The organism is Rahnella sp. CG8 (genome assembly GCF_023701875.1).
GTDB classification, from domain to species: domain Bacteria; phylum Pseudomonadota; class Gammaproteobacteria; order Enterobacterales; family Enterobacteriaceae; genus Rahnella; species Rahnella aceris.
Genome location: NZ_JABAED010000006.1, coordinates 219,516 through 241,283 on the forward strand (window position 1 = coordinate 219,516; position 21,768 = coordinate 241,283).

Consider the following 21,768-nt stretch of genomic DNA (forward strand, 5'->3'; position numbering starts at 1 on the left):
ATGACAACCTTAAACCGATTCTTCCCCGGCGACCGCATCATCCGTTTGCAGTTGCTGATCATCGTCGCCGTTGCCGTGTTGTTCTCATTCACGCTGGGCGGCAGTTTCTACAGCGTCGGTAATTTCCAGTCGATCTCTTCGCAGTTGCCGATTCTGGGCATGCTGGCGCTGGGGATGGGCATCACCATGCTCACCGGCGGTATCAACCTTTCAGTCATTGCCGGTGCCAATGCCTGTTCGCTGGTCATGGCGGCCATTCTGGTGGCACATCCGGATCAGCCGCAATATTTCGTGCTGGCGATGCTCGCCGGTCTGGCTGTCGCGGTTGTCATTGGTGTACTTAACGGCGCGCTGATTGCGTATATCGGTGTCTCACCGATTCTGGCAACGCTCGGCACCATGACACTTATCGCCGGGCTGAATATTCTGCTGACCAACGGCGCGGTGATTTCCGGCTTCCCGGCGGCGATTCAGTATCTGAGCAATGGCAGTCTGCTGGGCATTCCCGTCGCCCTGCTGCTTTTCCTGCTGGTGGCGCTGTTGTTGTGGGTTTTACTCGAACACACCACGCTTGGCCGCAGTTTGTATCTGATGGGTTCCAACGAACAGGCCACGCGCTTCAGTGGCGTCAATACGCACAAAGTGACCATCGCAGTGTATGTGCTTTCCGCCCTGCTCGGCTGGGGCGCGGCACTGCTGATGATGTCCAAATTTAACTCGGCAAAAGCAGGCTACGGTGACTCGTATTTGCTGGTAACCATTCTGGCCTCCGTGCTCGGCGGAATTAACCCCGACGGCGGCTTCGGGCGGGTCATCGGACTGGTACTGGCGCTGATCGTCCTGCAAATGCTGGAAAGCGGCCTGAACCTGATGGGCGTCAGCAGTTACCTGACAATGGCTCTGTGGGGCGGCGTCCTGATCCTGTTTATCGCTCTGCAAAACAGAAAATCTTAAGCGAAAGCTTTTTACCGAAGGGAAAGAACATGGCGAGTTATTTTATTGGAGTAGACGTAGGAACCGGCAGCGCCCGCGCGGGCGTCTTCGACATGACCGGCCGCATGGTCGGCCAGGCCAGCCGTGAGATTACGTTGTACCGCCCGAAAGCCGATTTCGTTGAGCAATCTTCTGATGAGATCTGGCAGTCCGTTTGCAATGCCGTGAAAGACGCGGTCAATCAGGCGGACATCAACCCGATTCAGGTGAAAGGTATCGGTTTCGACGCCACCTGTTCGCTGGTGGTGCTGGATAAAGAAGGCAAGCCGCTGACCGTCAGCCCGTCCGGGCGCAGCGAGCAAAACATTATTGTCTGGATGGATCACCGCGCCATTACTCAGGCCGAGCGCATCAACGCCACCGGTCACCGCGTGCTGGAATTCGTCGGCGGGATTATTTCGCCGGAAATGCAGACGCCAAAATTGCTGTGGCTGAAACAGCATATGCCCACCACCTGGAACAACGTCGGCCACCTGTTCGACCTGCCGGATTTTCTCACCTGGCGCGCCACGCAGGACACTACCCGTTCGCTGTGTTCTACCGTCTGTAAATGGACGTATATCGGCCATGAAGACCGCTGGGATCCCAGCTATTTCCGTCAGATCGGACTGGAAGATTTACTGGAAAACAACGCGGCGAAAATCGGCAGCGAAGTGAAAACCATGGGTGAACCGCTCGGACACGGTCTGACCCAGCGTGCCGCTGCAGAAATGGGGCTGATGGCCGGTACTGCCGTCAGCGTTTCCATTATCGATGCCCACGCAGGCAGCCTCGGTATTCTCGGTGCCAGCGGCGCCTCCGGTGAATCGGCCGATTTCGACAACCGCATTGCGCTGATTGGTGGCACGTCCACGGCACATATGGCGATGTCCCGCAGCGCACGCTATATCGGCGGTATCTGGGGGCCATACTATTCGGCCATTCTGCCTGATTACTGGCTGAACGAAGGTGGACAATCCACTACCGGGGCGCTGATTGACCATGTGATTCAGTCGCATCCGTGTTATCAGGATTTACTGAAACAGGGCAAAGACAGCGGCAAAACCATCTATGAAGTGCTCAACGGCATTTTGCGAAAAATGGCCGGTGAACCGGAGAATATTGCCTTCCTGACCAAAGACATTCATATGCTGCCCTATTTCCACGGCAACCGTTCACCGCGCGCTAACCCGACGCTCACCGGTACGCTGACCGGCCTGAAACTCTCGCGTACGCCGGAAGACATGGCGCTGCATTATCTGGCCACCATTCAGGCGCTGGCGCTGGGCACCCGCCACATTATCGAGACCATGAATCAGAGCGGATATCGCATTGATACCATGATGGCAAGCGGCGGCGGCACCAAAAATCCGGTGTTTGTTCAGGAGCATTCCAACGCCACAGGCTGCGCGATGTTATTGCCGGAAGAAAGCGAAGCGATGCTGCTCGGCAGTGCCATGATGGGCACCGTCGCGGCGGGCGCCTACGACTCTTTGCCAGAAGCGATGGCCGCCATGAGCCGCATCGGCAAAACCGTGACACCGCAAACCAACAAAATTAAAGAGTATTACGACCGTAAATACCGCGTATTTCATGAGATGTACCACGACAGCATGAAATACCGCCGCCTGATGCAGGGGGAAACCCAATGAATGCGGATGAAGAATTTACCCTGGCGTGTCAGGGCTGGCAGACCTACAGTCAGGAATTACTGGCGTTACAGCATCATCTCGATGCTGATATATGGCAGCAGTTACTGACGCTGGTCACCGGCTGCACGGGCAAAATTGCCGTCACCGGCGTCGGCACGTCGGGCATTGCCGCGCGGAAAATAGCCCACATGCTGGCGTGCGTCGAGCAACCGGCGGTGTATCTGAGCGCCACCGATGCCGCCCACGGTGACCTGGGATTTATGCGCAGCAACGACCTGATGATCCTGATTTCCCGTGGCGGCAATTCTGAAGAGCTGACGCGCCTGTTACCGACGCTGAAAGCCAAAGGTGTGGCAATCATCAGTGTGACGGAGAATCTGGATTCGGCGATTGCCCGCGCCGCTACGCTGGTGGTGAAAACGCATATCCGGCGGGAAATCGACCCGCTCAATATGCTGGCCACCACGTCTGTCGTGCTGGTGCTGGCAGTGTTCGATGCATTGTGCGGCAATATCATGCTGCGCAACGGCTTCGATCAGCAAAGCCTGCTGAAAGTGCATCCGGGCGGAAATGTGGGTAAGACGCTGCGTGAGCAGGATCTGTGAACAACATTCTCAACCTTTAATCTCTTCCGCCACCAGCGCCGCCAGAATGGAGATGGCGCGCGCGGTGTGCGGCCCCCATTCGAAAGAGGTATTGATACGGATGCAATGGCTGAAACGCTCGTCGGCAGAGAACATGGTGCCGGGCGCGACGCTGACGCCTTTTGTCAGCGCGCGCTGATAGACCCGTGCCGCATCCACATTGTCACCCAGATCCAGCCACAGAAAATAGCCGCCTGCAGGTTGCGTCACCGACACCTGCGCCGGAAACTCCGCCAGAATCGCATGACGCATCGCCATCTGCCGTTGTTCGAGTACGCGCCGTAAGCGTCGCAGATGGGTATCGTAACCTCCCTGCTGCGCCCCCTTTTGCAGATAATCGGCTAACGCCAGCTGAACCGGCACGCTGGCCGATAACGTGCTCATCAGTTGCAGGCGCTGAATACGTTCAGCATAAGCCCCCGCCGCCACCCAGCCCACGCGAAAGCCCGGCGCGAGGGATTTCGAAAACGATGAGCAATGCAGAATGTCGCTGCGATAATCTGACGCCTTCAGCGGCACCGTTCGTTCGCTGCCAAAATACAGTTCGCTGTATACGTCGTCCTCGATCAGAGCCACTTTATGTCCCTGCAAAATACTCACCAGCCGTGCCTTTTTCTCCGGCGGCAAACTGCATCCGAGCGGGTTCTGAAAACTCGACATCAGCCAGCAGGCTTTGATCGGATAAAGTTTCAGCGCCTGTTCCAGCGCATCGGGATCCATGCCGTAACGCACGTCAGTCGGAATGGCGATGGCTTTTAATTTGCGCCGTTCAATCGCCTGCAATACGCCGTAAAAAGCTGGCGATTCGATAGCAACCCAGTCACCCGGCTCTGTCACCACCTGCAAACTTAACCCGAGCGACTCCATCGCACCCGACGTAATGACGATTTCATCGGGCGCGACTTCAATACCATTTTGTGCATAGCGCTGTGCAATGCTGCGGCGCAGTTCTTCATTACCCGGTGGCAGATTCGCAATGGCGCTGTGCGGGGACATCCGGCGCACCGCGCTGGCCAGGGAACGCGCCAGACGTGGCTGCGGAAAAAGTGTCGGATCAGGAAACGCGGAACCGAGTGGCACCACGGCGGGATCTTGCCCGGCTTTGAGAATGTCGAAAATGGCGTCATTGACGTCCACCTGCTCTGCAGCATGCAAATACCCGTCGGGAGATGGGCGCACCGGCCGCTGTATACCCGCTGCCACGTAATAACCGGACTGCGGACGCGCGACAATCACCCCCTGACTTTCCAGCAACTGATAGGCCTGCAAAACCGTCATCAGACTCAGGCCAGACTGTTTGCAGGTATCACGTAAGGAAGGCAGCCGGTCGCCCGGCAACCAGACCTGCGTATCAATTTGTCTGCGCAACGTACGCGCCAGCGTTTCATAACGGGATTGAGTCATAATTCATCAGTACTGTTATAGGAAGTGTTAATCAAATGATAACTATTATGCCTGATTTTGCGCTTTTCCCCGGAGTAAACTGCTCATCAACAGCAATCAATGTTTACCCGGGAGGTATGGCGGCGAAACATTCGCCATGGTAATGTGTGAATTCATCGCATTACTCAGATTTATCTGAGCTTCCCTTCACACCTGTTCGCGCAACCTTACGCTTTCTAAACACTTTCTCCACGATCGCTGGAAAAGTAACATCACGCCTTTCACTCTTTTACATCCACACCGCATTACTATTCATTGGATTGCGTAGACTTGTTTTCGTCGAAACAAAACGGGCGAATTGCCTGAATCTCCAATGAGGAATTTAATTATGCGTAAACTTACCGCAATGATTGTGGCTTCAACTCTGGCTTTGAGCTCTGCTTCTTTCGCATTTGCTGCTGAAACCGCAGCCACACCGGCCACTGATGCCACGACCGCGACGCACGGCAAAATGCTGCATCATAAAGGACCGCAACATATGAACCCGTTTGCGGCGCTGAACCTGACTGAGCAGCAGAAAACGCAGATGAAAGAAATCATGAAAGACAGCGGCGCGCGCCCTGACCGCGCAGCGATGAAAGCCCAGATGGATCAGATGCACAACCTGGTGGCTTCCGACAGCTTCGATGAAGCCAAGGTGAAATCGCAGATTGATACCATTACCAAAGCACAGTCTAATCGTATGCTCGACCGTGCCCGCGCAGAGAACAAAATGTATAACCTGCTGACACCAGAGCAGAAAAAACAGTTCAATGAGAACTACCAGAACCGCGCGGCCAAAATGGAACAGATGCGTGACCACAAACCGGGTCAGGAAAAACCAGTAACCGCTGAATAATTGACTGACCAGACAGGAAAACCGGCCCCGTGGCCGGTTTTTTTGCTTTTTTACTTACCCGCCACAACTTTATTGTCATCCGACCAGTCTTCTCTGCGCAAAGCGTCAGCCCCATCACAAATTCATCTTTAACTTCATACTTTTCTGTATAAACACATTATTTTTAAACAGTAATTCAACAAAGTCGCAACCGCATTCGGCCATGCGACCCTTACCTCTCCACATCACACTCTCGACATAAAAAGTGGCTGGCTATCACCGGACCACTCATAAGGAGTTGTACATCATGAAAAGCGTCAAGTCCGGGATAACCTGGCTGGTGGTGGCGTTAATCGGGGCTTTTGCCTTTGGAATGCTGGCCCTGAGCCGGGGCGAACATGTTAACGCCCTGTGGCTGGTGGTCGCTGCCGTTGCCTGTTACAGCATTGCCTACCGTTTCTACAGCCTGTTTATCGCCGAAAAAGTCTTCGAACTCGATGACAAACGCATGACACCTGCCGAGCGTCGTAACGACGGGCTGGATTATGTGCCGACCAATAAATGGGTTTTGTTCGGCCACCACTTTGCCGCCATCGCAGGCGCGGGTCCGCTGGTCGGCCCGATACTGGCTGCGCAAATGGGTTTCCTGCCGGGCACGATCTGGATCCTGGTCGGCGTGATGCTCGCCGGTGCGGTGCAAGACTTCCTGATCCTGTTCATCTCCACCCGTCGTGACGGCCGTTCACTGGGCGAAATGGCAAAGCAGGAACTGGGCAGTTTCGCGGGCGTGATCACCATGCTCGGCGCGCTGGGCGTGATGATTATCATTCTTTCCGCGCTGGCGTTAGTGGTCGTCAAAGCGCTGGCCGATAGCCCGTGGGGGCTGTTCACCATTGCCGCGACCATTCCCATTGCCCTGTTTATGGGCATCTATATGCGTTTTCTGCGTCCGGGGAAAATTGCAGAAGTGTCGGTGATTGGCTTCGTGCTGATGATGCTCGCCATCGTTTACGGCGGCAACGTCGCGGCGGATCCTTACTGGGGACCGTTCTTTACCCTGCACGGCACCACGCTGACCTGGGTGCTGGTGATCTATGGGTTTATTGCCTCGGTATTGCCGGTCTGGCTGCTGCTGGCACCGCGCGATTATCTCTCAACGTTCCTGAAAATAGGCGTCATTGTCGGGCTGGCGGTCGGTATCGTCTTTGCTATGCCAGAGATGAAAATGCCAGCGGTTTCGCGCTTTATTGACGGCAGCGGCCCGGTATTCTCCGGCAGCCTGTTCCCGTTCCTGTTTATCACTATCGCCTGCGGGTCGATTTCCGGTTTCCATGCGCTGGTCTCGAGCGGCACAACGCCGAAGCTGATTGAGCGCGAAAGCCATATCCGCTTTATCGGCTACGGCGCGATGCTGATGGAGTCGTTCGTGGCAATCATGGCGCTGATTTGTGCGTCGGTTATCGACCCGGGGGTGTATTTTGCGATGAACTCTCCGGCGGCGCTGATCGGCACCACGGCAGAGAGCGCTTCACAGGTGATTAACGGCTGGGGCTTTGTCATCACGCCAGACATTCTTACGCAAATAGCCAAAGATGTCGGCGAACAGTCAATCCTTTCCCGCGCCGGTGGCGCACCAACCTTCGCTGTCGGGATGGCACACATCATCACCGATGTGTTTAACAGCCGCGCGATGATGGCCTTCTGGTATCACTTCGCTATCCTGTTCGAAGCCTTATTTATTCTGACCGCAGTGGATGCCGGTACCCGCGCCTGCCGCTTTATGGTGCAGGATCTGGTGGGTGTCGCCGTCCCTTCGCTGGCGAATAACCGTTCGTGGATCGGCACTTTCGCCGGTACCACCGTCGCGGTTGCGGGCTGGGGCTTCTTCGTTTATCAGGGTGTCGTCGATCCGCTGGGCGGCATTAATACTCTGTGGCCACTGTTTGGTATTGGTAATCAGATGCTGGCCTCGATGGCGTTGATTCTGGGCACCGTGGTGCTGTTCAAAATGAAGAAACAGCGCTACGCCTGGGTCACGATTTTGCCGACTATCTGGCTGTTTATCACCTCGATGACTGCGGGCTGGCAGAAGATTTTCCACGAAAAACCGTCGATTGGATTCCTGGCGCAGGCGAAGAAATTCTCTGCCGGGATCGACAGCGGCGAAATCATTAAACCGGCCAAAACGCTGGCGGACATGCAAACCATCGTGCTGAACAATCAGATCAACGCCATCCTGTGTGGATTCTTTATGCTGGTGGCGGTCACCATGCTGATTTCAGCGTTCTTCGTTATCCGTCGCGCGCTGCAATCGAGCACACCGACAGTGCATGAAACGGCTGTCGTACAACGTCGCGAGGCCCGCCATGTCTGATTCAAGAGCATTATTTAAAACCGCGCGCCCTGCGGCGTTACACGTCATCCGCTGTCAGCCGTTGTTCACCGTGCAGCCAAAACCACACAATGTGACCGGCTGGCTGAAACTGGCGATAAAACGCACTGCTCAGAGTTTTCGCCTGATGGTCGGCGTGCAGGATTATCAGAATTATGTCCGGCACATGAAGGTCAGACACCCGGAAATGACGCCGATGACCGAACGCGAATTCCACCGGCGATGCCTTGAAGCCCGGTTCCCGAGCGAAGGCGGGAAAATGGGGAAGTGTCCGTGCTGACATCAGAGTGACCCCTCCGGCTCAGTCACGATGTCGTGTTTTACACCTTCCTCTTCACACAGGGGAAGGTGTCGTCACACCACCTGAAATGCAAAGCCTTTTATATTTTTTAATTGCCCGGTGATGTCAGCCTGAAAACCTCACAGTGAAATGTGTTGTCTTGTGATTTTAGCCCCCTCGTATCTGGTGATAATTTAGCCGCATTAGTTTTATTGAGAATTCATTTTTACTTCTGAGGGCATCACTATGATCGAGGCAACACATATCCGGGACATCCTCCTGATGGATCACCGTATTGTACTTTGCGTCATTGGAATGGCGGCGTGGGGCGGGATTGTTCGCTATATCATGCTCAGGCAGCAGAAACCCATCCTGGATGAAATCAGGGCATGCCTGTTGCAGATTGTTGTTTCCTGCTTCAGCGGAATGCTGTTGAGTATTTTCGTTCTGTCACGCAACGCCAACGATGACCGGTTACTGGTCATTGCCGGTTTGGGCGGGGTATTTGCCGGGCCACTTCTCACCCTTATCGGTAAGAGAATCGCTGGCTTTGTTGACAACTACAGTCCGGCGTCTAAATAAGCGCATTCACCTCTTCCCCGGCAAAATCTATACGCCGGGGATTTTTTTACCTTGCCCTGGTTGGCTGAACGTTAACGCCCCGCTTAACTCGCCACTAACATCGGCTCTGCCACCGGAGCCGTCTGTTCGAAAACCAGAGACAGCAGGATCTTCTTCACCGCCATGGCTTCCTGCGATAACGCCAGCGTTTCACAAACACACAGCGAAAGCGGAACCTGAATCGCCGGACTGCTGATGCATGACATCCAGGCTTTAGCCGGACCCGTCATGGTGCGGGCAGCGGATTCAGGCAAAATAGTCGCCCCCAGACCGCTGGCAACGGCGGCAGTCAGCGTGGCGGAAGATTCAATTTCACCAATGATATTGGCACTTAAACGGCGCAACGCCATCGCATCATCCACCAGACGGCGGGTGACATTGTGGGAACGCGGCATGAACAGGTTTAGTTTTGCCACCTCAGCCAGTTCGACATATTTACCCGGATTCGGCACAGAATGCGCGCCGACCAGATACAAATCTTCTTTCATCAGCGGCTGACTGCTCAACCCTGAGGCCACGCTGGTGCCATAAAAGACCGCCATATCCATGCGCCCGTTGAGCACTAAATCGCCCAGCGCAGTGCCGAAATTCTCGTTGAGATACAGCAGAATGCCCGGGTGCTGCTTGCGGACAGCCTGTAGCAACGGCAGCGCCAGCCCGGAGGCGGCAGTGCCCGGCGCAAGGCCGACAGAAACCTGTCCGCTGAGCGATTGTCCGGCGTTATTCACGGCACTGTGGATTTGGTCGCACTGGCGCAAAATGGCCTGGGCGTGGGAATAAAGAATATTACCTGCTTCGGTAGGAGTGACGCCGCGCTTGGTGCGAATCAGCAATTGTTGCTGCAATTCCCCTTCCAGTGTCGCCAGTTGCTGGCTTAATGCCGGTTGGGCGATATGCAGAACATCAGCGGCCTGTGTCAGGCTGCCAATATCGACGATTTTCACAAAGTATTTCAGACGTCTGAGATTCATCTCTGTCTCCATTTTGCGCGAAAAGGGATAACCCTGGACTGTTGTTATGAAGGTAAGTTATCTACGCAAACGATTAGCGTGACTGATAAAAGCAAGATTTACGCCAATCTCCGGCATGCAGATTAAAAACGCCTGCTTCAGAGGCTAATACCGCAAAATATAAGAGAAAACTATTACGCGTGACGTGTGGGAAACGGAGGGCGCGGGGAATCTCAGAGGGAATTCACTGCGCTGATAAAGAAGGATGCACCAATATCATGCATTCTTATAGGTCACCCTTATAAATTAGCAGGGTTAATAACAGCGATGCCACGAAACAGATTCGCAGCATCACGTCCTGACGTCGCGTTTATATTGACGGGATCATGCCGCCATCGACGCGGATCACCGAACCGGTCATATAGGACGCCTGCTGGCTGGCAAGAAACGCCGCCACAGCGCCATACTCTTCCGGTTTACCGTAGCGTTTTGCCGGAATGCTGGCGGCACTTTTTGCCGCGACCTCTTCAACCGATGTCCCTTCCCGCCCGGCGCGTGCGGCATCGAGCTGACCCAGACGCTGCGTGGAAATACGCCCCGGCACCATCACGTTAACCGTGATGCCGTCACCCGCCACTTCGGAGGCCAGCGTTTTCGACCAGCCGACCAGCGCCATGCGTAAAGTATTCGACATGCCGAGGTTGGCAATTGGCGCGATCACGCCCGACGACGTGCTGGTAATAATCCGCCCCCAGCCCGCATTGTGCATATCCGGCAGCACTTTATCGGTCAGTTGAATAAGCGAACTCACCATCGTGGAGAACTGAGATTGCCACGCATCCGGCGCGACGCCAGCCGCCTTCGTCGGCGGTGGCCCGCCTGAGTTGTTTATCAGAATACCCACCGGTCCGAATGTGCGGCGGATTTGCATCAGCACATCATCAAAGCTTTCCGGTGCTGTCAGATCCAGCACCCACGCCTGCGCGGTACCGCCCTGTTTTTCAATCAGGCTGACAGTTTCCTGCAACGCACTGAGCGTTCGCCCGCAAACCGCCACCTGAACGCCTTCGCCTGCCAGAGCAATGGCCATCGCACGGCCTAAACCGCCGCCTGCGCCACTGACCAGCGCCACGCGGCCCTGAATACCAAAATCCATCACTTTTTCCTCTGGTTTATGTAAGACAAAAACAGCGGTTCACCCCACTTTGCTGACTTTGTTAAGCACCATCTGATAAGCCGATTGCAGGTGGCTGCGCATCATGTCCGCCGCCGCTTCCATCCGCCCTTCCAGCACGGCGTCGATGATGGCGACATGTTCCTCGCACCATTCGCGCACACGCTGTTTATTGGTGTAACTGCCGAACTCCAGCAGGCGGCGCAGCCGGTTTTGCTGCTGAATTGCCTGTAAAACAAAAATATTGCCGCTGAACTCCGCCAGCATTTCATGAAAGGTGGCGTCCGTTTCGAAAATCTGACGGCCATCAACGGCCAGAATATCCGGATGCGTAATCAGATAAATATGCTGCATCCGCAGGCGGCGCAGCGCGCTTTTATCGGCGTGAAAACCTGCCGCCATGAGCGCGCCCGGCTCAATCATCAGACGGAATCCGTAGCCGTTACTCAGCGCTACATCGGTATTCAGGGTCGGTAAGAATGACCAGCCATGCCCCTTATTGCGGGCGATCAACCCGTCTTCCGCCAGACGCAGCAACGTGCGCGCCAGCACGCCACGATCGACGTCATAGCGCTGGGCGATTTCCGTCTGCGTCAGGGAATCCGGCAACTTTCCGGCGATACGGTCTTTCACCAGTTGCTCGTATAAATCCTGATCATTACTGGCGGGGATATCAATGCTGATGCGCTGAAGTTCATCGAAGGCTTTCAGCAGGAAAAAACCCTGATTGCGCCGCGCTTCGATAATGCCTAATTCACACAGTAATTTCAGGGCAGTACGCACCGGCGTACGCGACACACCGAGCATATCAGCCAGTTGTTGCTCCCTGAGATGATGACCTGGCTCAAATTTTGCTTCACGTATCAGGTCAAGGATTTGGTTTGCCAGACGCCTTCCGCTGGCTGTCGTAGTTTGGGTCATGGAATAGCAGCACCTGAAAGTATTTGTTGTTTAGGTTTGTACAATATCACAAGCCTTGAGGATGGTGAAGTCTGGTTACAAAGCCCCCAAATCGTGCAATTAATGCACCAAAAAAGAGCCTTGACTCACAAATTTAATTGTATTTAATGAGACACAAAGAGCAATCCTGCTCATGGGAAACTGGAGTCTGTCATGTCAAAAAAAGCTTTTTTGCGTCGATATGCCGCCGTCTCTCTGGCCGCTATTTGCCTGAGTGCCCCGTTGTTCAGCCAGGCTGCTGCGCCAGTTCTGGTCAGTAAAGGTCATCTGACGTATGGCACCGCCGCCACGTTCATGCCGTTTGAATTTACTAAAGATGGCAAGCTGACCGGTTTCGATATCGATCTCATCACCGCCCTGTCGAAAAAACTGGCGCTGACTCCGGAACCGATGTCGATGGAGTTCAAAGGACTGATCCCCGCGTTGCAGGGCAAACGTCTCGATATCATCAACTCAGCGATGTACATCAACCCGACCCGTTCTGAGCAGGTGGATTTTGTGCCGTACCTGAAAATCGGCAGCCGCGTCATTGTGGCGAAAGGCAATCCGGAAAAAATCACCGGTCGAGATTTGTCCCTGTGCGGCAAAAACATCGCCGTGACGCTGGGCGGCATTGAAGAAAGTCAGGCGCGTGCAGACAACCAAAAATGTCTGGATGCGAAAAAACCGGCGCTGACCGTGCTGACCTTCCCGGCTGCCACGGATTCCGCCGTCGCAGTGGCACAAAAACGTGCTGATGCAGAATTCCTGTCAACGCCGGGTGCTGTGGCGCTGCTGAGTGAAAAAGGCGATACCTTCGAAGCCGTCGGCGCTGAGTTTGAAGCAGACACGCACATCGGTTTTGCCGTGCGTAAAGGCGATACCGAAATGAAATCGCTGCTGGAAAAAGGCCTTCAGGACGTGGTGAAAGACGGAACTTATCAAAAAATCATCAGCAAATGGCAGTTCCCGGCTTCGGTGTCCATTTTCTGAAACCGTGATGTTAAGTAAAGCGTTGCCCTGACGTTGAGGAAAGTTCATGTCACTTGATCTTGTTTGGCAATACCTGTTCTCACCGGCGTTCTTTCAGGGCGCATTAATGACCTTGTTGTTAACGGTGTGCTCGTTGTTCTTTGGCATTATTGCGGGGCTGGTGCTGGCCCTGCTGCAGGAATCCCGCTTCCGGGCGGGATCCGTTCTGGCCTTCTTCTATCTCTGGTTATTTCGCGGCACACCGGTGCTGTTCCAGATTATTTTCGTTTACAACGTCCTGCCAACCTTCGGCCTGCGCTTCTCCGCTTTCACCTGTGCGGTGATGGCGCTGTCCTTAAATGAAGGGGCGTATATGGCGGAGATTTTACGCTCCGGCTTACAGGCCGTACGCAGCGGGCAGCGAACGGCGGGGATGGCGCTCGGCATGACTCAGAGCCAGATCATGCGCAAGATTGTGTTGCCACAGGCCGCGCGCATCGTGTTGCCGCCGATGGGCAATCAGATGATCAGCATGCTGAAGTCGAGCGCACTGGTGTCGGTGATTGCCGTGCAGGAACTGCTGCTTATCGCCAATCAGACCGCCAGCGCCAGCTTCCGATATTTCGAAGCACTGTGCGCCGCAGGTATTTACTACCTGGTGCTGACTTCCGTATTCATGGTCGGACAGGCCTGGCTGGAACGTTCGCTTGATCCGAAAAAGCGCAAGAAACCCGCGCTGTCACTGACTGAACGCCTGCTGCGCAGCAGCACGCCAAACTGAGGAGAAGTCCGTGAGTCAATCCAAACCGGTTCTGGAAATCATCGGCGTCGATAAACATTTTGGCGCACAACACGTGCTTAAAAACTGTTCCCTGAATGTGGTTCAGGGCGAAACCGTGGTGCTGATTGGTCCGTCAGGCTCAGGCAAATCTACCCTGCTGCGCTGCATCAATCTGCTGGAGCCGATCCAGGGGGGGTCGATCTTCTTTCGCAATCAGGACATCACCCACGCCAGTATCGAGCCGCATAAATTACGCCGTGACATCGGCATGGTGTTCCAGAACTACGAACTGTTTTCCCATCTGACGGCGGCCGAAAACATCATGCTCGCGCCGATGACCGTGCTGGGCGTCAGCCGCAGTGAAGCCGAGGCGCAGGCACTGGAACTGCTCGGCAAAGTACGAATTCCTGATAAAGCCGATTCGTTCCCGGATGAACTTTCCGGCGGCCAGCAGCAACGTGTCGCCATTGCCCGTGCACTGGCGATGAAACCCAAACTGATGCTGTTTGACGAGCCGACTTCGGCGCTCGACCCGGAAATGATCCGCGAAGTGCTCGACGTGATGGCCGATCTCAGCGCCGAAGGCATGACCAGCATTGTGGTCACGCATGAAATGGGCTTCGCGAAACGTGCAGCCAATCACATCGTCTTTATGGAAAACGGCGAAATCATCGAAAACGCGACCGGCGAAAAATTCTTCGGCGGCGATGTCAGCCTGCGGGCACAACGTTTCTTAGATCAAATCTTACATTGATCCTTTTCAGCACTCTCAAAACACCTATTGCGCCCTCACCAGGGGCCTGACTTTTGCCACAAAACTGTTTTTCAGGAGACACCGATGAGTCTTTCATCGCCCGATATCAGCAGAATGAAACGCGATCTTGCCGCACTGGTGGCGATCAATACCGAAAACCCGCCGGGACGTGAACGCGAGGCCGCAGAGCTTATCAGCGCCATGCTCAGCGACATCGGCTTCGACATGACGCTCAGCGAGTACGCACCGGGACGCACCAACGTGATTGGCAGGCTGGAAAACGGCAGCGGCCCGTGCTTTGCCTTTAATACCCACATCGACGTCGTACCGGCCGGTGAAGGCTGGCAGCAGGATCCGTTCACCCTCACCGAACGCGACGGGCGGTTGTATGGCCGCGGAGCCTGCGACGCTAAAGGCCCGCTGATCGCCATGATCGAAGCCATGCGCTGGCTCGCGGCCAACCGCAATGACTGGCGCGGCACGCTGATGGCGATTTTTGTCGCCGACGAAGAAGTCGCCAGCGAAGGCGCGAAGTTTTATGTGCGCGAAGCCCCGGCGCATATCGATTACGTGGTGATCGGCGAACCGACGTCCAACACCACATACTCGGCGCACAAAGGCAGTTTACGTCCGCTGGTTCGCGTTCATGGCGTCACCGCGCATTCCGGCACACCGGAGCTGGGCGAGAACGCTATTTTCCGTGCCGCGCAACTGCTCGGTCTGGTGGAAGAAACGCATGAACATACCGTGCGTTGTCGCTGCCATCCGCTGGTCGGTAACGCCAGCCTGACGGTCACGCGCATTAGCGGCGGGCATGCCGATAACGTGCTGCCGGGCGCCTGCGAATTATTGCTCGACCGGCGTATGGTACCGGGCGAAGACGAAAACGCCGTGAAACAGGAAATTCAGGATTTACTGCAACTGGCGCAGGAAAAATTCGGTGTGCGCAGCGAAATCATCACCTACAAACCCACCACTGGCGGTGCGACCGAAACCGATTCTGACGATCCGATTGTGCGGGCGGGCGTTGAAGCCTGCGCCGCCCAGGGCAATCCAGAACCCGGCCCGTTCGGTTTTCAGGGGGGATGCGATCTGGTGCATTTTCGCAGTCTGGGCACTAAAGGCATCATCATCGGCCCCGGTTCGCTGGCCGTCGCGCATAAACCTGATGAATTTATCCCCATCGATGAATTCGTGGCAGGCAGCAAAATTTACTGCGATGTTGCCTTAAAAATGCTCAAACGCTGAGGGGAAAACGGTGAAAGCGACATTATATCGCGCCGACCTGCGGTATCCGCATCTGCAACTTTATACCGCCTCGTCGGGCAGTGTGCCGGGGCTGGACACCTTGTATCTGCTGCTTGAAGACAAAAACTTCAACGGGCTGGGCGAAGTGCGCATCAACATGGCGTATCTCAATGGTTACAGCGCCGAACGGGTGTTGAGTGATGTGATCCGTGCGTTGCAGCAACTGGATCTCAGTCAGCCTGCCAGCACAATTTTGCTCAATCTGCCGCAACGGCTGGCGGATTTTCTGGCACCGACACGCATGCTGCTGGATATCGCGCTGCATGATCTGATCGCGCGTCAGGAAGGCATCAGCGTGGCGCAACTGGCGGGCGCAGATAATAGCGAAACGGTGAGTTATCACACCAACCAGACGCTGTTCTGGACGCCGATGGCGCAGATGCTGCAACAGGCGACGGCGTATGTGGATCGCGGTTTTACACAGCTTAAACTGCGCGTCGGCGTGGCTTCGTTCGAAGAAGATGAAGCACGGCTCAGTGCGCTGCGCCGACGTTTCGGGCACGAAATCAGTTTGTCCGCAGATGCCAACGGCCAATGGCAGCCGGAAGCCGCCCGCAACCATTTAATCTCGCTGGCGAAGTTTGACATGAGTTATCTCGAACAGCCGGTTTCTGACGCTAATGCGCACTATTATCCGGCGCTGGCCGAAGCCAGTCCGGTGCCGCTGATGCTCGATGAAAGCATGAGCAGCGAGGCGGATTTAGAACGCATTTTGGCGCTGAACGGCAAGATTATGGCGCATCTCAAACTGGTCAAAATGGGCGGCATTGCGCCGACAATGGCTGCCGCACGACGTCTTACGGCCGCGGGCGTGCCCTTCATGATTGGTCAGATGAACGAAGGCGGTGCCGCTACCGCCGCCGCCCTGCACGTCGCCCGCGCCTGCCAGCCCGCTTACGCCGAACTTTACGGTGCCGACGGGCTGGGTAACGACCCGGTTCACGGCCTTTCCTATCATCAGGGGTTACTCAGCAGCCCGCCGGGCGCGGGGCTGGGTATCCGCTTCACCCCTTCCCAGGCAGAATTTATTCAGGAGTTTGAACAATGACAGCAACATCATTACCCGATACGGGCCGCGTCGTGCCAGGCGCAGAATCTGCATTTCACGAAGAAGAATATCGGCAGCGCATGGCGAAGGCGCGTCAGTTACTGGTGAAAGCCGGTCTGGACGTGATGGTGATCACCGGGCCGGAAAACATCTTTTACCTGACAGGTCAGCAAACACCGGGCTATTACACTTTCCAGACGCTGGTACTGCCGGTGGAAGGCGATCCGGTGTTTGTTATCCGCCAGCTTGAGTATTTCAACTTCATCTCCAACACCTTTATCCGCGATGCGGCGATTTATACCGATGGCGATAATCCGGTGAATTTCCTGCTCGATGTGCTGAAAGCGCGTGGCTGGATGAAGAGCCGGATCGGTATCGATAAACGCGGCTGGTTTCTGCCGATCGCAATATACGAAGCCTTACAGGCTGAAATCGGCACGATCCACGATGCGGCTGGTGTTATCGAGCAACTGCGCGCCGTGAAATCAGCCGCAGAACTGGAAAAAATGGCGCACGCCGCCCGTTACGTTGACGCTGGCATGCTGGCAGGCCGCGCGGCGATTGCCGCAGGTGCGACAGAAAACGATCTGGTTTCCGCCATGATGGGCGCGGCGATTGCCGCCGGTTCCGAATATATGGGCATGGAACCGCTGGTCTCCAGCGGCCCGCGCACCGGTGTGCCGCACGGTACATGGCGACGCCGTAAAATTCTCGGGGGCGACCCGATTTTCCTTGAAATGGCCGCCACTCATGACCGTTATCACGCGGCCCTGATGCGCTCCGCCTGGCTCGGCAAACCGCCAGCCGTGGCGCTGGAAATGGAAAAAGTCTGTCAGGAAGCGTTGCAGGCTGCACTCGATGCCATCCGTCCGGGCGCGACATGCGAAGCGCCGCATCTGGCCTGTCAGGCCGTTATCGACCGCGCTGGCTATACCGATAACTTCAAAAAACGCACCGGTTATTCGATTGGTATTTCGTTCGCACCGGACTGGGGCGAAGGCGCGATCCTCAGCCTTTACAGCGGCATCACCACCGAATTACAGCCGGGAATGACCTTCCACATTCCGCCTGCATTGCGCATTTACGGCGAATTCACCGTCGGTGTCAGTGAAACCATTGTGGTGACCGAAACCGGCTATCGCGCCCTCGGCACAGTGGATCGTCCGCTGACCTTACTTTGATTTTGCTTTTAACCAGATGATGGGAATTGAATAAATGAAAGACATCAGTGAAAGTCAGGCGCGCCTGAAAGGTATTTTTAATATTACCGTGACGCCTTTTACGGCGGGCGGCGAGTTTGATTTTGCCGGGTTATCCCGCAACATTGAGCGGGTCATCGGCCTCGGTTATGACGGCATTTTGATTGGCGGCACGTACGGTGAATTCCCGGCGATGACCGCCGACGAACGCGCCACGCTGTTCCGCCATGTGATGGAAGTGGTGGGTGACCGCGTGCCGGTGATGTTGTGCAGCGCAGGTTCAGATGTCCGTGTCGTGCGTGATTTAACGCAACTGGCGGGCGATCTGGGTGGCCTGCCGATGGTCACGCCGCCGTTTGTTTCTGAAGTAACCGACGCGCAAATTATCAGCTTCTTCAAACAGATGGCACCGTTCTCACGCACCGGTATTTTGGTGTATAACGCACCGGGTATCGGCATTACGTTGCCGCCGGTAGTGCTGGAGCAACTGGCCGACATCGACGGCGTGGTGGGTATCAAACAAGGTGACCTGAACCCGACCGCCATCGATCAGATTGCCAACCGTCTTGGCGGGCGTCTGCGTCTGTTCTGCGCCTCCGATCTGGCATTTTTAGGGCCGATGATGTGTGGTTTTGACGGCATCAGCACCACCAACAGCGGCGCTTTGCCGGAAATTATTCTGGCAACCTATCGTGCGCTGGAAAGCGGCGATGCCAGCACCGCCCGCGAACTGCACCGTCTGTGGTATCCGTACCGGGCGCTGGCCCGCCGTTTCGGTCAGCCGCAACTGGTAAAAGCGGCCATGAACTTGCGCGGTTTTGACGGCCACCATGTGCGCGCCCCGCTGATTGATCTGCAAGCTGATGTGATCGGGCTGGTGGAGCAGGAACTGCGCCGTCTGGCCGCCGATCCGCGCTCCGGCGTCACCCTGAAGTAACCCGCTTTAAGCAAAAATCCCCGTCTTTGAAGGCGGGGATTTTTCATGGTGCCGTCAATTTATCCGTGCTGAGCTGACGCCGCTTTCAGAAAAGCTATCAGCAACGGGTGAGGTTTCACGGGCAGTGATGACAACTCCGGGTGGCCCTGCACGCCGAGATAAAACGGATGGCGGGTGAATTCGATTCCGTCAGCAATCTTGCCGGTGGCATCGGTCCCGCTGATCAGCAATCCGAGATTTTCCAGATCCGGTTTCAGTTCAGGTGCAAGGTGAAAACGGTGGTTGTAGCGCACGATAAATTCATCGCCAAGAATCTCATGCAACCGGCTGCCGGGGCGGGAATGCATCCGATGATCCCCGAGGCGGTGAACCGGAAATGTGGGCGTATTCGTCAGCGGCACAAAAGTTTTAATATCAGCATCAGGATCCGCTTCCGCCAGATTGGCTTTCGCAGAACCCATCATGTTCTGCACGATGGCCGTAGTCATGGTTTGCATGCCCAGGCACAAGCCGAGAATGGGAATATGGCGATTCAGGGCGTAATGTGCGGCACAAATCTGTCCGGTAACATTACACATCGCGGATCCGCCCGGCAGTAAAATGCCATCGACGTTTTCCATCACCTCATGCAGATGATCTTCCAGCACCTGGGGCGCGGCATACACCATATCAAGCGACACTGATAAAGCATCCGCGGCATCACCCAGCGCAGCGAGCGTGGCCGGATAGGTCGTGCACTGCTCGGACTGCGCACCGACCAGCGCGATACGCAGCGAAGTGGTGGTTTGTGGCGGCGTATCGTGATTTATCCAGCGCCCATAACGATCACGCCACCAGCATCCGGCGGCTTCATCCGTCAGTCCGTGCCGCCTGAACATATACCCCTGATTTTCGCGCTCAACCGTAATCAATTCATAGTCAAACGCGTTTTCGCGAACCTGCCGTGCAATTTGAGTGAACTGAATGATCTGCATTGGCCCGAGGGGGATCACCACATCCCCGGTGCCATACGTCTTCAGCAATTCTTCCAGCTTCATCACTTTACCGGCACTTTGCAAAATCAGCCGTTCTGCCCAAAGCAACCCGCTGGTTACCCGCTGCCCTTCACCAACGACGTGCTGGCAGGCATCAGGGTAGCGTGCGGTATCCCAGCTCACCGGCAGATGCGCAAGCGGTAAATCCTTTTGTGCCGCCAGTATTGCCGCCATCGCACCGTACAGCGACGGCTCAGGTGTGTCATGTGCAACAAAAATAAAAGCCATAAGACAACCTTGAAATATAAATGAAAAGTTCAGACAGCCCGCAGGCTCACCGCCAGCCATACCCGCTGCCCTGCCGTTTCCGTCAGTAAAATACCGCTCAGCACGAAGAAATTATGAGCAAAGCAAAAAGAAGAATGGTAAGTTTAAATTGGTTTTAATGATTCACATAATACAATTTTGTTATTGTTCATACAGGGGAAACAATGTCTGCTGAATTTCTTGCACCTCGTTTGCGTCGCGTGCGCCCTTCGCCGACAGCGGCGATCTCCGACCAGGTTCGTGCGCTCAGCGCGGCAGGTACTGATGTCATCAACCTGGGCGAAGGTGAGCTGGATTTCGATACTCCCGCACATATTAAGCAGGCTGGCATCGACGCGATTGTACAAGGTGACACAAAATACACTGCCGTTGCCGGTACCGCCGCGCTTAAACACGCCATCATGACTAAGTTTAATCGTGAAAATAGGATCAGCTACCGCCCGGATGAAGTCATCGCGGGCAGTGGCGCCAAGCAACTCATTTTCAACGCACTTTTGGCCACCGTTTCGTCTGGCGATCAGGTGATTATCCCGGCCCCTTACTGGGTGTCTTATCCGGATATGGTGGCACTGGCGGAAGGTGAACCGCGGATTGTTCATTGTCTGGAAAGTGATGGCTGGAAATTGCAGCCGGAAGTTTTAGCCGCCGCAATCACCCCGAAAACACGTTGGGTCATCCTCAACTCCCCGAACAATCCGACCGGGGCAGTCTATTCAGCTGACGAACTCCACGCACTGGCCGCCGTTCTGCTGGAGCACCCGCAGGTGCTGGTGATGGCAGACGACATCTACGAACAAATTTGTTTTGTGCCCGGTATTTTCGCCACACTCGCCGAAGTCGAACCTCGTCTGAAAGAGCGTATCCTGACCGTAAACGGTGTTTCTAAAGGCTATTCAATGACCGGCTGGCGTTTGGGTTATGCGGGCGGCCCCGCGTGGCTGATTTCTGCCATGCAAATTTTGCAGTCGCAAAGCACTTCCAACCCCAGCTCCATTTCTCAGGCCGCGACTGTTGCCGCTCTGGAACAGGGCAATGCATTCATCGCGGACTGGATCGACATCCTGACGCACCGTCGCACCCTGATCATGAACTGCGTGAATGCCATTGACGGCCTGAGTGCCGAAACGCCGCCGGGCGCATTTTACGTTTTCGCTAATTGTCAGGGGATGTCAGGTAAAACGACACCTTCAGGCGATATTCTCAGAACAGATGAAGATTTTGCAGCTTATCTGCTGAAATCAGGCCATGTCGCCACGCTTCAGGGTTCTGCTTTTGGTGCGCCGGGTTATTTGCGTATTGCTTATGCCATCGATGACAACCGGTTGCAGGAAGCCTGCGAGCGAATCACCCGCGCTTGTCGTGAATTGCGTTAAGACCGAAAAAGGCCTGCTTCAATATGAAAACGGGCCTTTTTGACTCTATTCTCAACAACTTGGCTAAAGTATCAGCAAACGCACACATTTATTCAGTTTCCCCTTTGACATGCCACGGGGCAGTCGCTATTATTCGCCCCGTTCCAACGATTCCTCTGTAGTTCAGTCGGTAGAACGGCGGACTGTTAATCCGTATGTCACTGGTTCGAGT

Annotated in this window: 20 protein-coding genes; 15 read left to right on the plus strand and 5 right to left on the minus strand. The window is 55.3% G+C overall.

Going from position 1 to position 21,768, the window contains the following annotated elements; translation table 11 throughout:
• Genes HGO41_RS08340 through HGO41_RS08350 form a run of 3 tightly spaced genes read left to right on the plus strand, consistent with a single transcriptional unit; the run spans position 1 to position 3,229 of the window.
• Positions 1–954: an ABC transporter permease gene (locus HGO41_RS08340; RefSeq protein WP_013575001.1), complete on the plus strand. Its 954-nt coding sequence runs from the start codon at positions 1–3 to the stop codon at positions 952–954.
• A 29-nt stretch (positions 955–983) separates the two neighbouring features.
• Entirely contained in the window at positions 984–2,624 is a 1,641-nt protein-coding gene (locus tag HGO41_RS08345) for an FGGY-family carbohydrate kinase (RefSeq protein ID WP_013575000.1), read from the plus strand.
• Complete coding sequence (locus HGO41_RS08350) at positions 2,621–3,229, plus strand: KpsF/GutQ family sugar-phosphate isomerase (RefSeq protein WP_013574999.1); 609 nt, start codon at positions 2,621–2,623, stop codon at positions 3,227–3,229. Before HGO41_RS08345 ends, HGO41_RS08350 begins: the two co-directional genes overlap by 4 nt.
• A gap of 9 nt (positions 3,230–3,238) precedes the next feature.
• On the opposite strand, the gene HGO41_RS08355 is transcribed toward HGO41_RS08350, so the two are convergent.
• Positions 3,239–4,672, minus strand: coding sequence for an aminotransferase-like domain-containing protein (locus HGO41_RS08355; RefSeq protein ID WP_166860132.1), 1,434 nt, complete (start codon positions 4,670–4,672; stop codon positions 3,239–3,241).
• 367 nt (positions 4,673–5,039) lie between these two features.
• On the opposite strand from HGO41_RS08355, the gene spy reads away from it, so the two are divergent.
• The 4 genes from spy to HGO41_RS08375 all read left to right on the plus strand — a co-directional run bounded on the left by spy (position 5,040) and on the right by HGO41_RS08375 (position 8,782).
• A complete protein-coding gene (spy, locus tag HGO41_RS08360) occupies positions 5,040–5,549 on the plus strand; it encodes an ATP-independent periplasmic protein-refolding chaperone Spy (RefSeq protein ID WP_250980952.1) in 510 nt (169 codons plus the stop codon).
• Positions 5,550–5,835: 286 nt separating this feature from the next.
• Entirely contained in the window at positions 5,836–7,902 is a 2,067-nt protein-coding gene (locus tag HGO41_RS08365) for a carbon starvation CstA family protein (protein WP_013574996.1), read from the plus strand.
• Entirely contained in the window at positions 7,895–8,200 is a 306-nt protein-coding gene (locus HGO41_RS08370; RefSeq protein WP_013574995.1) for a YbdD/YjiX family protein, read from the plus strand. The genes HGO41_RS08365 and HGO41_RS08370 overlap by 8 nt, the downstream gene beginning before the upstream one ends.
• Positions 8,201–8,446: 246 nt before the next feature.
• Entirely contained in the window at positions 8,447–8,782 is a 336-nt protein-coding gene (locus tag HGO41_RS08375; RefSeq protein WP_015689658.1) for a phage holin family protein, read from the plus strand.
• A gap of 83 nt (positions 8,783–8,865) precedes the next feature.
• Here HGO41_RS08375 and nac read toward each other — a convergent pair whose 3' ends face one another.
• The 3 genes from nac to HGO41_RS08390 all read right to left on the minus strand — a co-directional run bounded on the left by nac (position 8,866) and on the right by HGO41_RS08390 (position 11,866).
• Entirely contained in the window at positions 8,866–9,792 is a 927-nt protein-coding gene (gene nac / locus HGO41_RS08380; RefSeq protein ID WP_013574993.1) for a nitrogen assimilation transcriptional regulator NAC, read from the minus strand.
• A gap of 349 nt (positions 9,793–10,141) precedes the next feature.
• Complete coding sequence (locus HGO41_RS08385) at positions 10,142–10,927, minus strand: SDR family oxidoreductase (RefSeq protein ID WP_250980953.1); 786 nt, start codon at positions 10,925–10,927, stop codon at positions 10,142–10,144.
• A gap of 39 nt (positions 10,928–10,966) precedes the next feature.
• Entirely contained in the window at positions 10,967–11,866 is a 900-nt protein-coding gene (locus HGO41_RS08390; protein ID WP_013574991.1) for a GntR family transcriptional regulator, read from the minus strand.
• Between the two features lie 192 nt (positions 11,867–12,058).
• Here HGO41_RS08390 and HGO41_RS08395 point away from each other — a divergent pair, with 192 nt between their 5' ends.
• The 7 genes from HGO41_RS08395 (at position 12,059) to HGO41_RS08425 (ending at position 18,883) form a co-directional block, all read left to right on the plus strand.
• Complete coding sequence (locus tag HGO41_RS08395) at positions 12,059–12,877, plus strand: ABC transporter substrate-binding protein (RefSeq protein ID WP_013574990.1); 819 nt, start codon at positions 12,059–12,061, stop codon at positions 12,875–12,877.
• Between the two features lie 46 nt (positions 12,878–12,923).
• Positions 12,924–13,637, plus strand: a complete 714-nt coding sequence (locus tag HGO41_RS08400) for an amino acid ABC transporter permease (RefSeq protein WP_013574989.1) — start codon at positions 12,924–12,926, stop codon at positions 13,635–13,637.
• Positions 13,638–13,647: 10 nt separating this feature from the next.
• Complete coding sequence (locus HGO41_RS08405; RefSeq protein WP_013574988.1) at positions 13,648–14,391, plus strand: amino acid ABC transporter ATP-binding protein; 744 nt, start codon at positions 13,648–13,650, stop codon at positions 14,389–14,391.
• 84 nt (positions 14,392–14,475) lie between these two features.
• On the plus strand, positions 14,476–15,639 hold the full coding sequence (locus HGO41_RS08410) for a M20 family metallopeptidase (protein WP_112197726.1): 1,164 nt from the start codon (positions 14,476–14,478) through the stop codon (positions 15,637–15,639).
• Between the two features lie 10 nt (positions 15,640–15,649).
• Positions 15,650–16,747, plus strand: coding sequence for a mandelate racemase/muconate lactonizing enzyme family protein (locus HGO41_RS08415; protein ID WP_250980954.1), 1,098 nt, complete (start codon positions 15,650–15,652; stop codon positions 16,745–16,747).
• Positions 16,744–17,928 (plus strand): M24 family metallopeptidase, encoded by a 1,185-nt coding sequence (locus HGO41_RS08420; RefSeq protein WP_250980955.1) that lies wholly within the window; start codon positions 16,744–16,746, stop codon positions 17,926–17,928. The genes HGO41_RS08415 and HGO41_RS08420 overlap by 4 nt, the downstream gene beginning before the upstream one ends.
• A 34-nt stretch (positions 17,929–17,962) precedes the next feature.
• Complete coding sequence (locus tag HGO41_RS08425) at positions 17,963–18,883, plus strand: dihydrodipicolinate synthase family protein (protein WP_250980956.1); 921 nt, start codon at positions 17,963–17,965, stop codon at positions 18,881–18,883.
• Between the two features lie 59 nt (positions 18,884–18,942).
• On the opposite strand, the gene HGO41_RS08430 is transcribed toward HGO41_RS08425, so the two are convergent.
• Entirely contained in the window at positions 18,943–20,145 is a 1,203-nt protein-coding gene (locus HGO41_RS08430) for a glutamine amidotransferase-related protein (RefSeq protein ID WP_250980957.1), read from the minus strand.
• A gap of 203 nt (positions 20,146–20,348) precedes the next feature.
• On the opposite strand from HGO41_RS08430, the gene HGO41_RS08435 reads away from it, so the two are divergent.
• Entirely contained in the window at positions 20,349–21,557 is a 1,209-nt protein-coding gene (locus tag HGO41_RS08435; protein WP_013574982.1) for a pyridoxal phosphate-dependent aminotransferase, read from the plus strand.
• Positions 21,558–21,768 lie beyond the last annotated feature (211 nt).

Coding starts and splice junctions, on each gene's coding strand:
- spy (WP_250980952.1), top strand. CDS start 5,040: ATGCGTAAACTTACCGCAATGATTGTGGCTTCAACTCTGGCTTTGAGC.
- HGO41_RS08430 (WP_250980957.1), bottom strand. CDS start 20,145: ATGGCTTTTATTTTTGTTGCACATGACACACCTGAGCCGTCGCTGTAC.
- HGO41_RS08410 (WP_112197726.1), top strand. CDS start 14,476: ATGAGTCTTTCATCGCCCGATATCAGCAGAATGAAACGCGATCTTGCC.
- HGO41_RS08375 (WP_015689658.1), top strand. CDS start 8,447: ATGATCGAGGCAACACATATCCGGGACATCCTCCTGATGGATCACCGT.
- HGO41_RS08370 (WP_013574995.1), top strand. CDS start 7,895: ATGTCTGATTCAAGAGCATTATTTAAAACCGCGCGCCCTGCGGCGTTA.
- HGO41_RS08345 (WP_013575000.1), top strand. CDS start 984: ATGGCGAGTTATTTTATTGGAGTAGACGTAGGAACCGGCAGCGCCCGC.
- HGO41_RS08435 (WP_013574982.1), top strand. CDS start 20,349: ATGTCTGCTGAATTTCTTGCACCTCGTTTGCGTCGCGTGCGCCCTTCG.
- HGO41_RS08385 (WP_250980953.1), bottom strand. CDS start 10,927: ATGGATTTTGGTATTCAGGGCCGCGTGGCGCTGGTCAGTGGCGCAGGC.
- HGO41_RS08355 (WP_166860132.1), bottom strand. CDS start 4,672: ATGACTCAATCCCGTTATGAAACGCTGGCGCGTACGTTGCGCAGACAA.
- HGO41_RS08425 (WP_250980956.1), top strand. CDS start 17,963: ATGAAAGACATCAGTGAAAGTCAGGCGCGCCTGAAAGGTATTTTTAAT.
- HGO41_RS08395 (WP_013574990.1), top strand. CDS start 12,059: ATGTCAAAAAAAGCTTTTTTGCGTCGATATGCCGCCGTCTCTCTGGCC.
- HGO41_RS08340 (WP_013575001.1), top strand. CDS start 1: ATGACAACCTTAAACCGATTCTTCCCCGGCGACCGCATCATCCGTTTG.
- nac (WP_013574993.1), bottom strand. CDS start 9,792: ATGAATCTCAGACGTCTGAAATACTTTGTGAAAATCGTCGATATTGGC.
- HGO41_RS08400 (WP_013574989.1), top strand. CDS start 12,924: ATGTCACTTGATCTTGTTTGGCAATACCTGTTCTCACCGGCGTTCTTT.
- HGO41_RS08390 (WP_013574991.1), bottom strand. CDS start 11,866: ATGACCCAAACTACGACAGCCAGCGGAAGGCGTCTGGCAAACCAAATC.
- HGO41_RS08365 (WP_013574996.1), top strand. CDS start 5,836: ATGAAAAGCGTCAAGTCCGGGATAACCTGGCTGGTGGTGGCGTTAATC.
- HGO41_RS08350 (WP_013574999.1), top strand. CDS start 2,621: ATGAATGCGGATGAAGAATTTACCCTGGCGTGTCAGGGCTGGCAGACC.
- HGO41_RS08420 (WP_250980955.1), top strand. CDS start 16,744: ATGACAGCAACATCATTACCCGATACGGGCCGCGTCGTGCCAGGCGCA.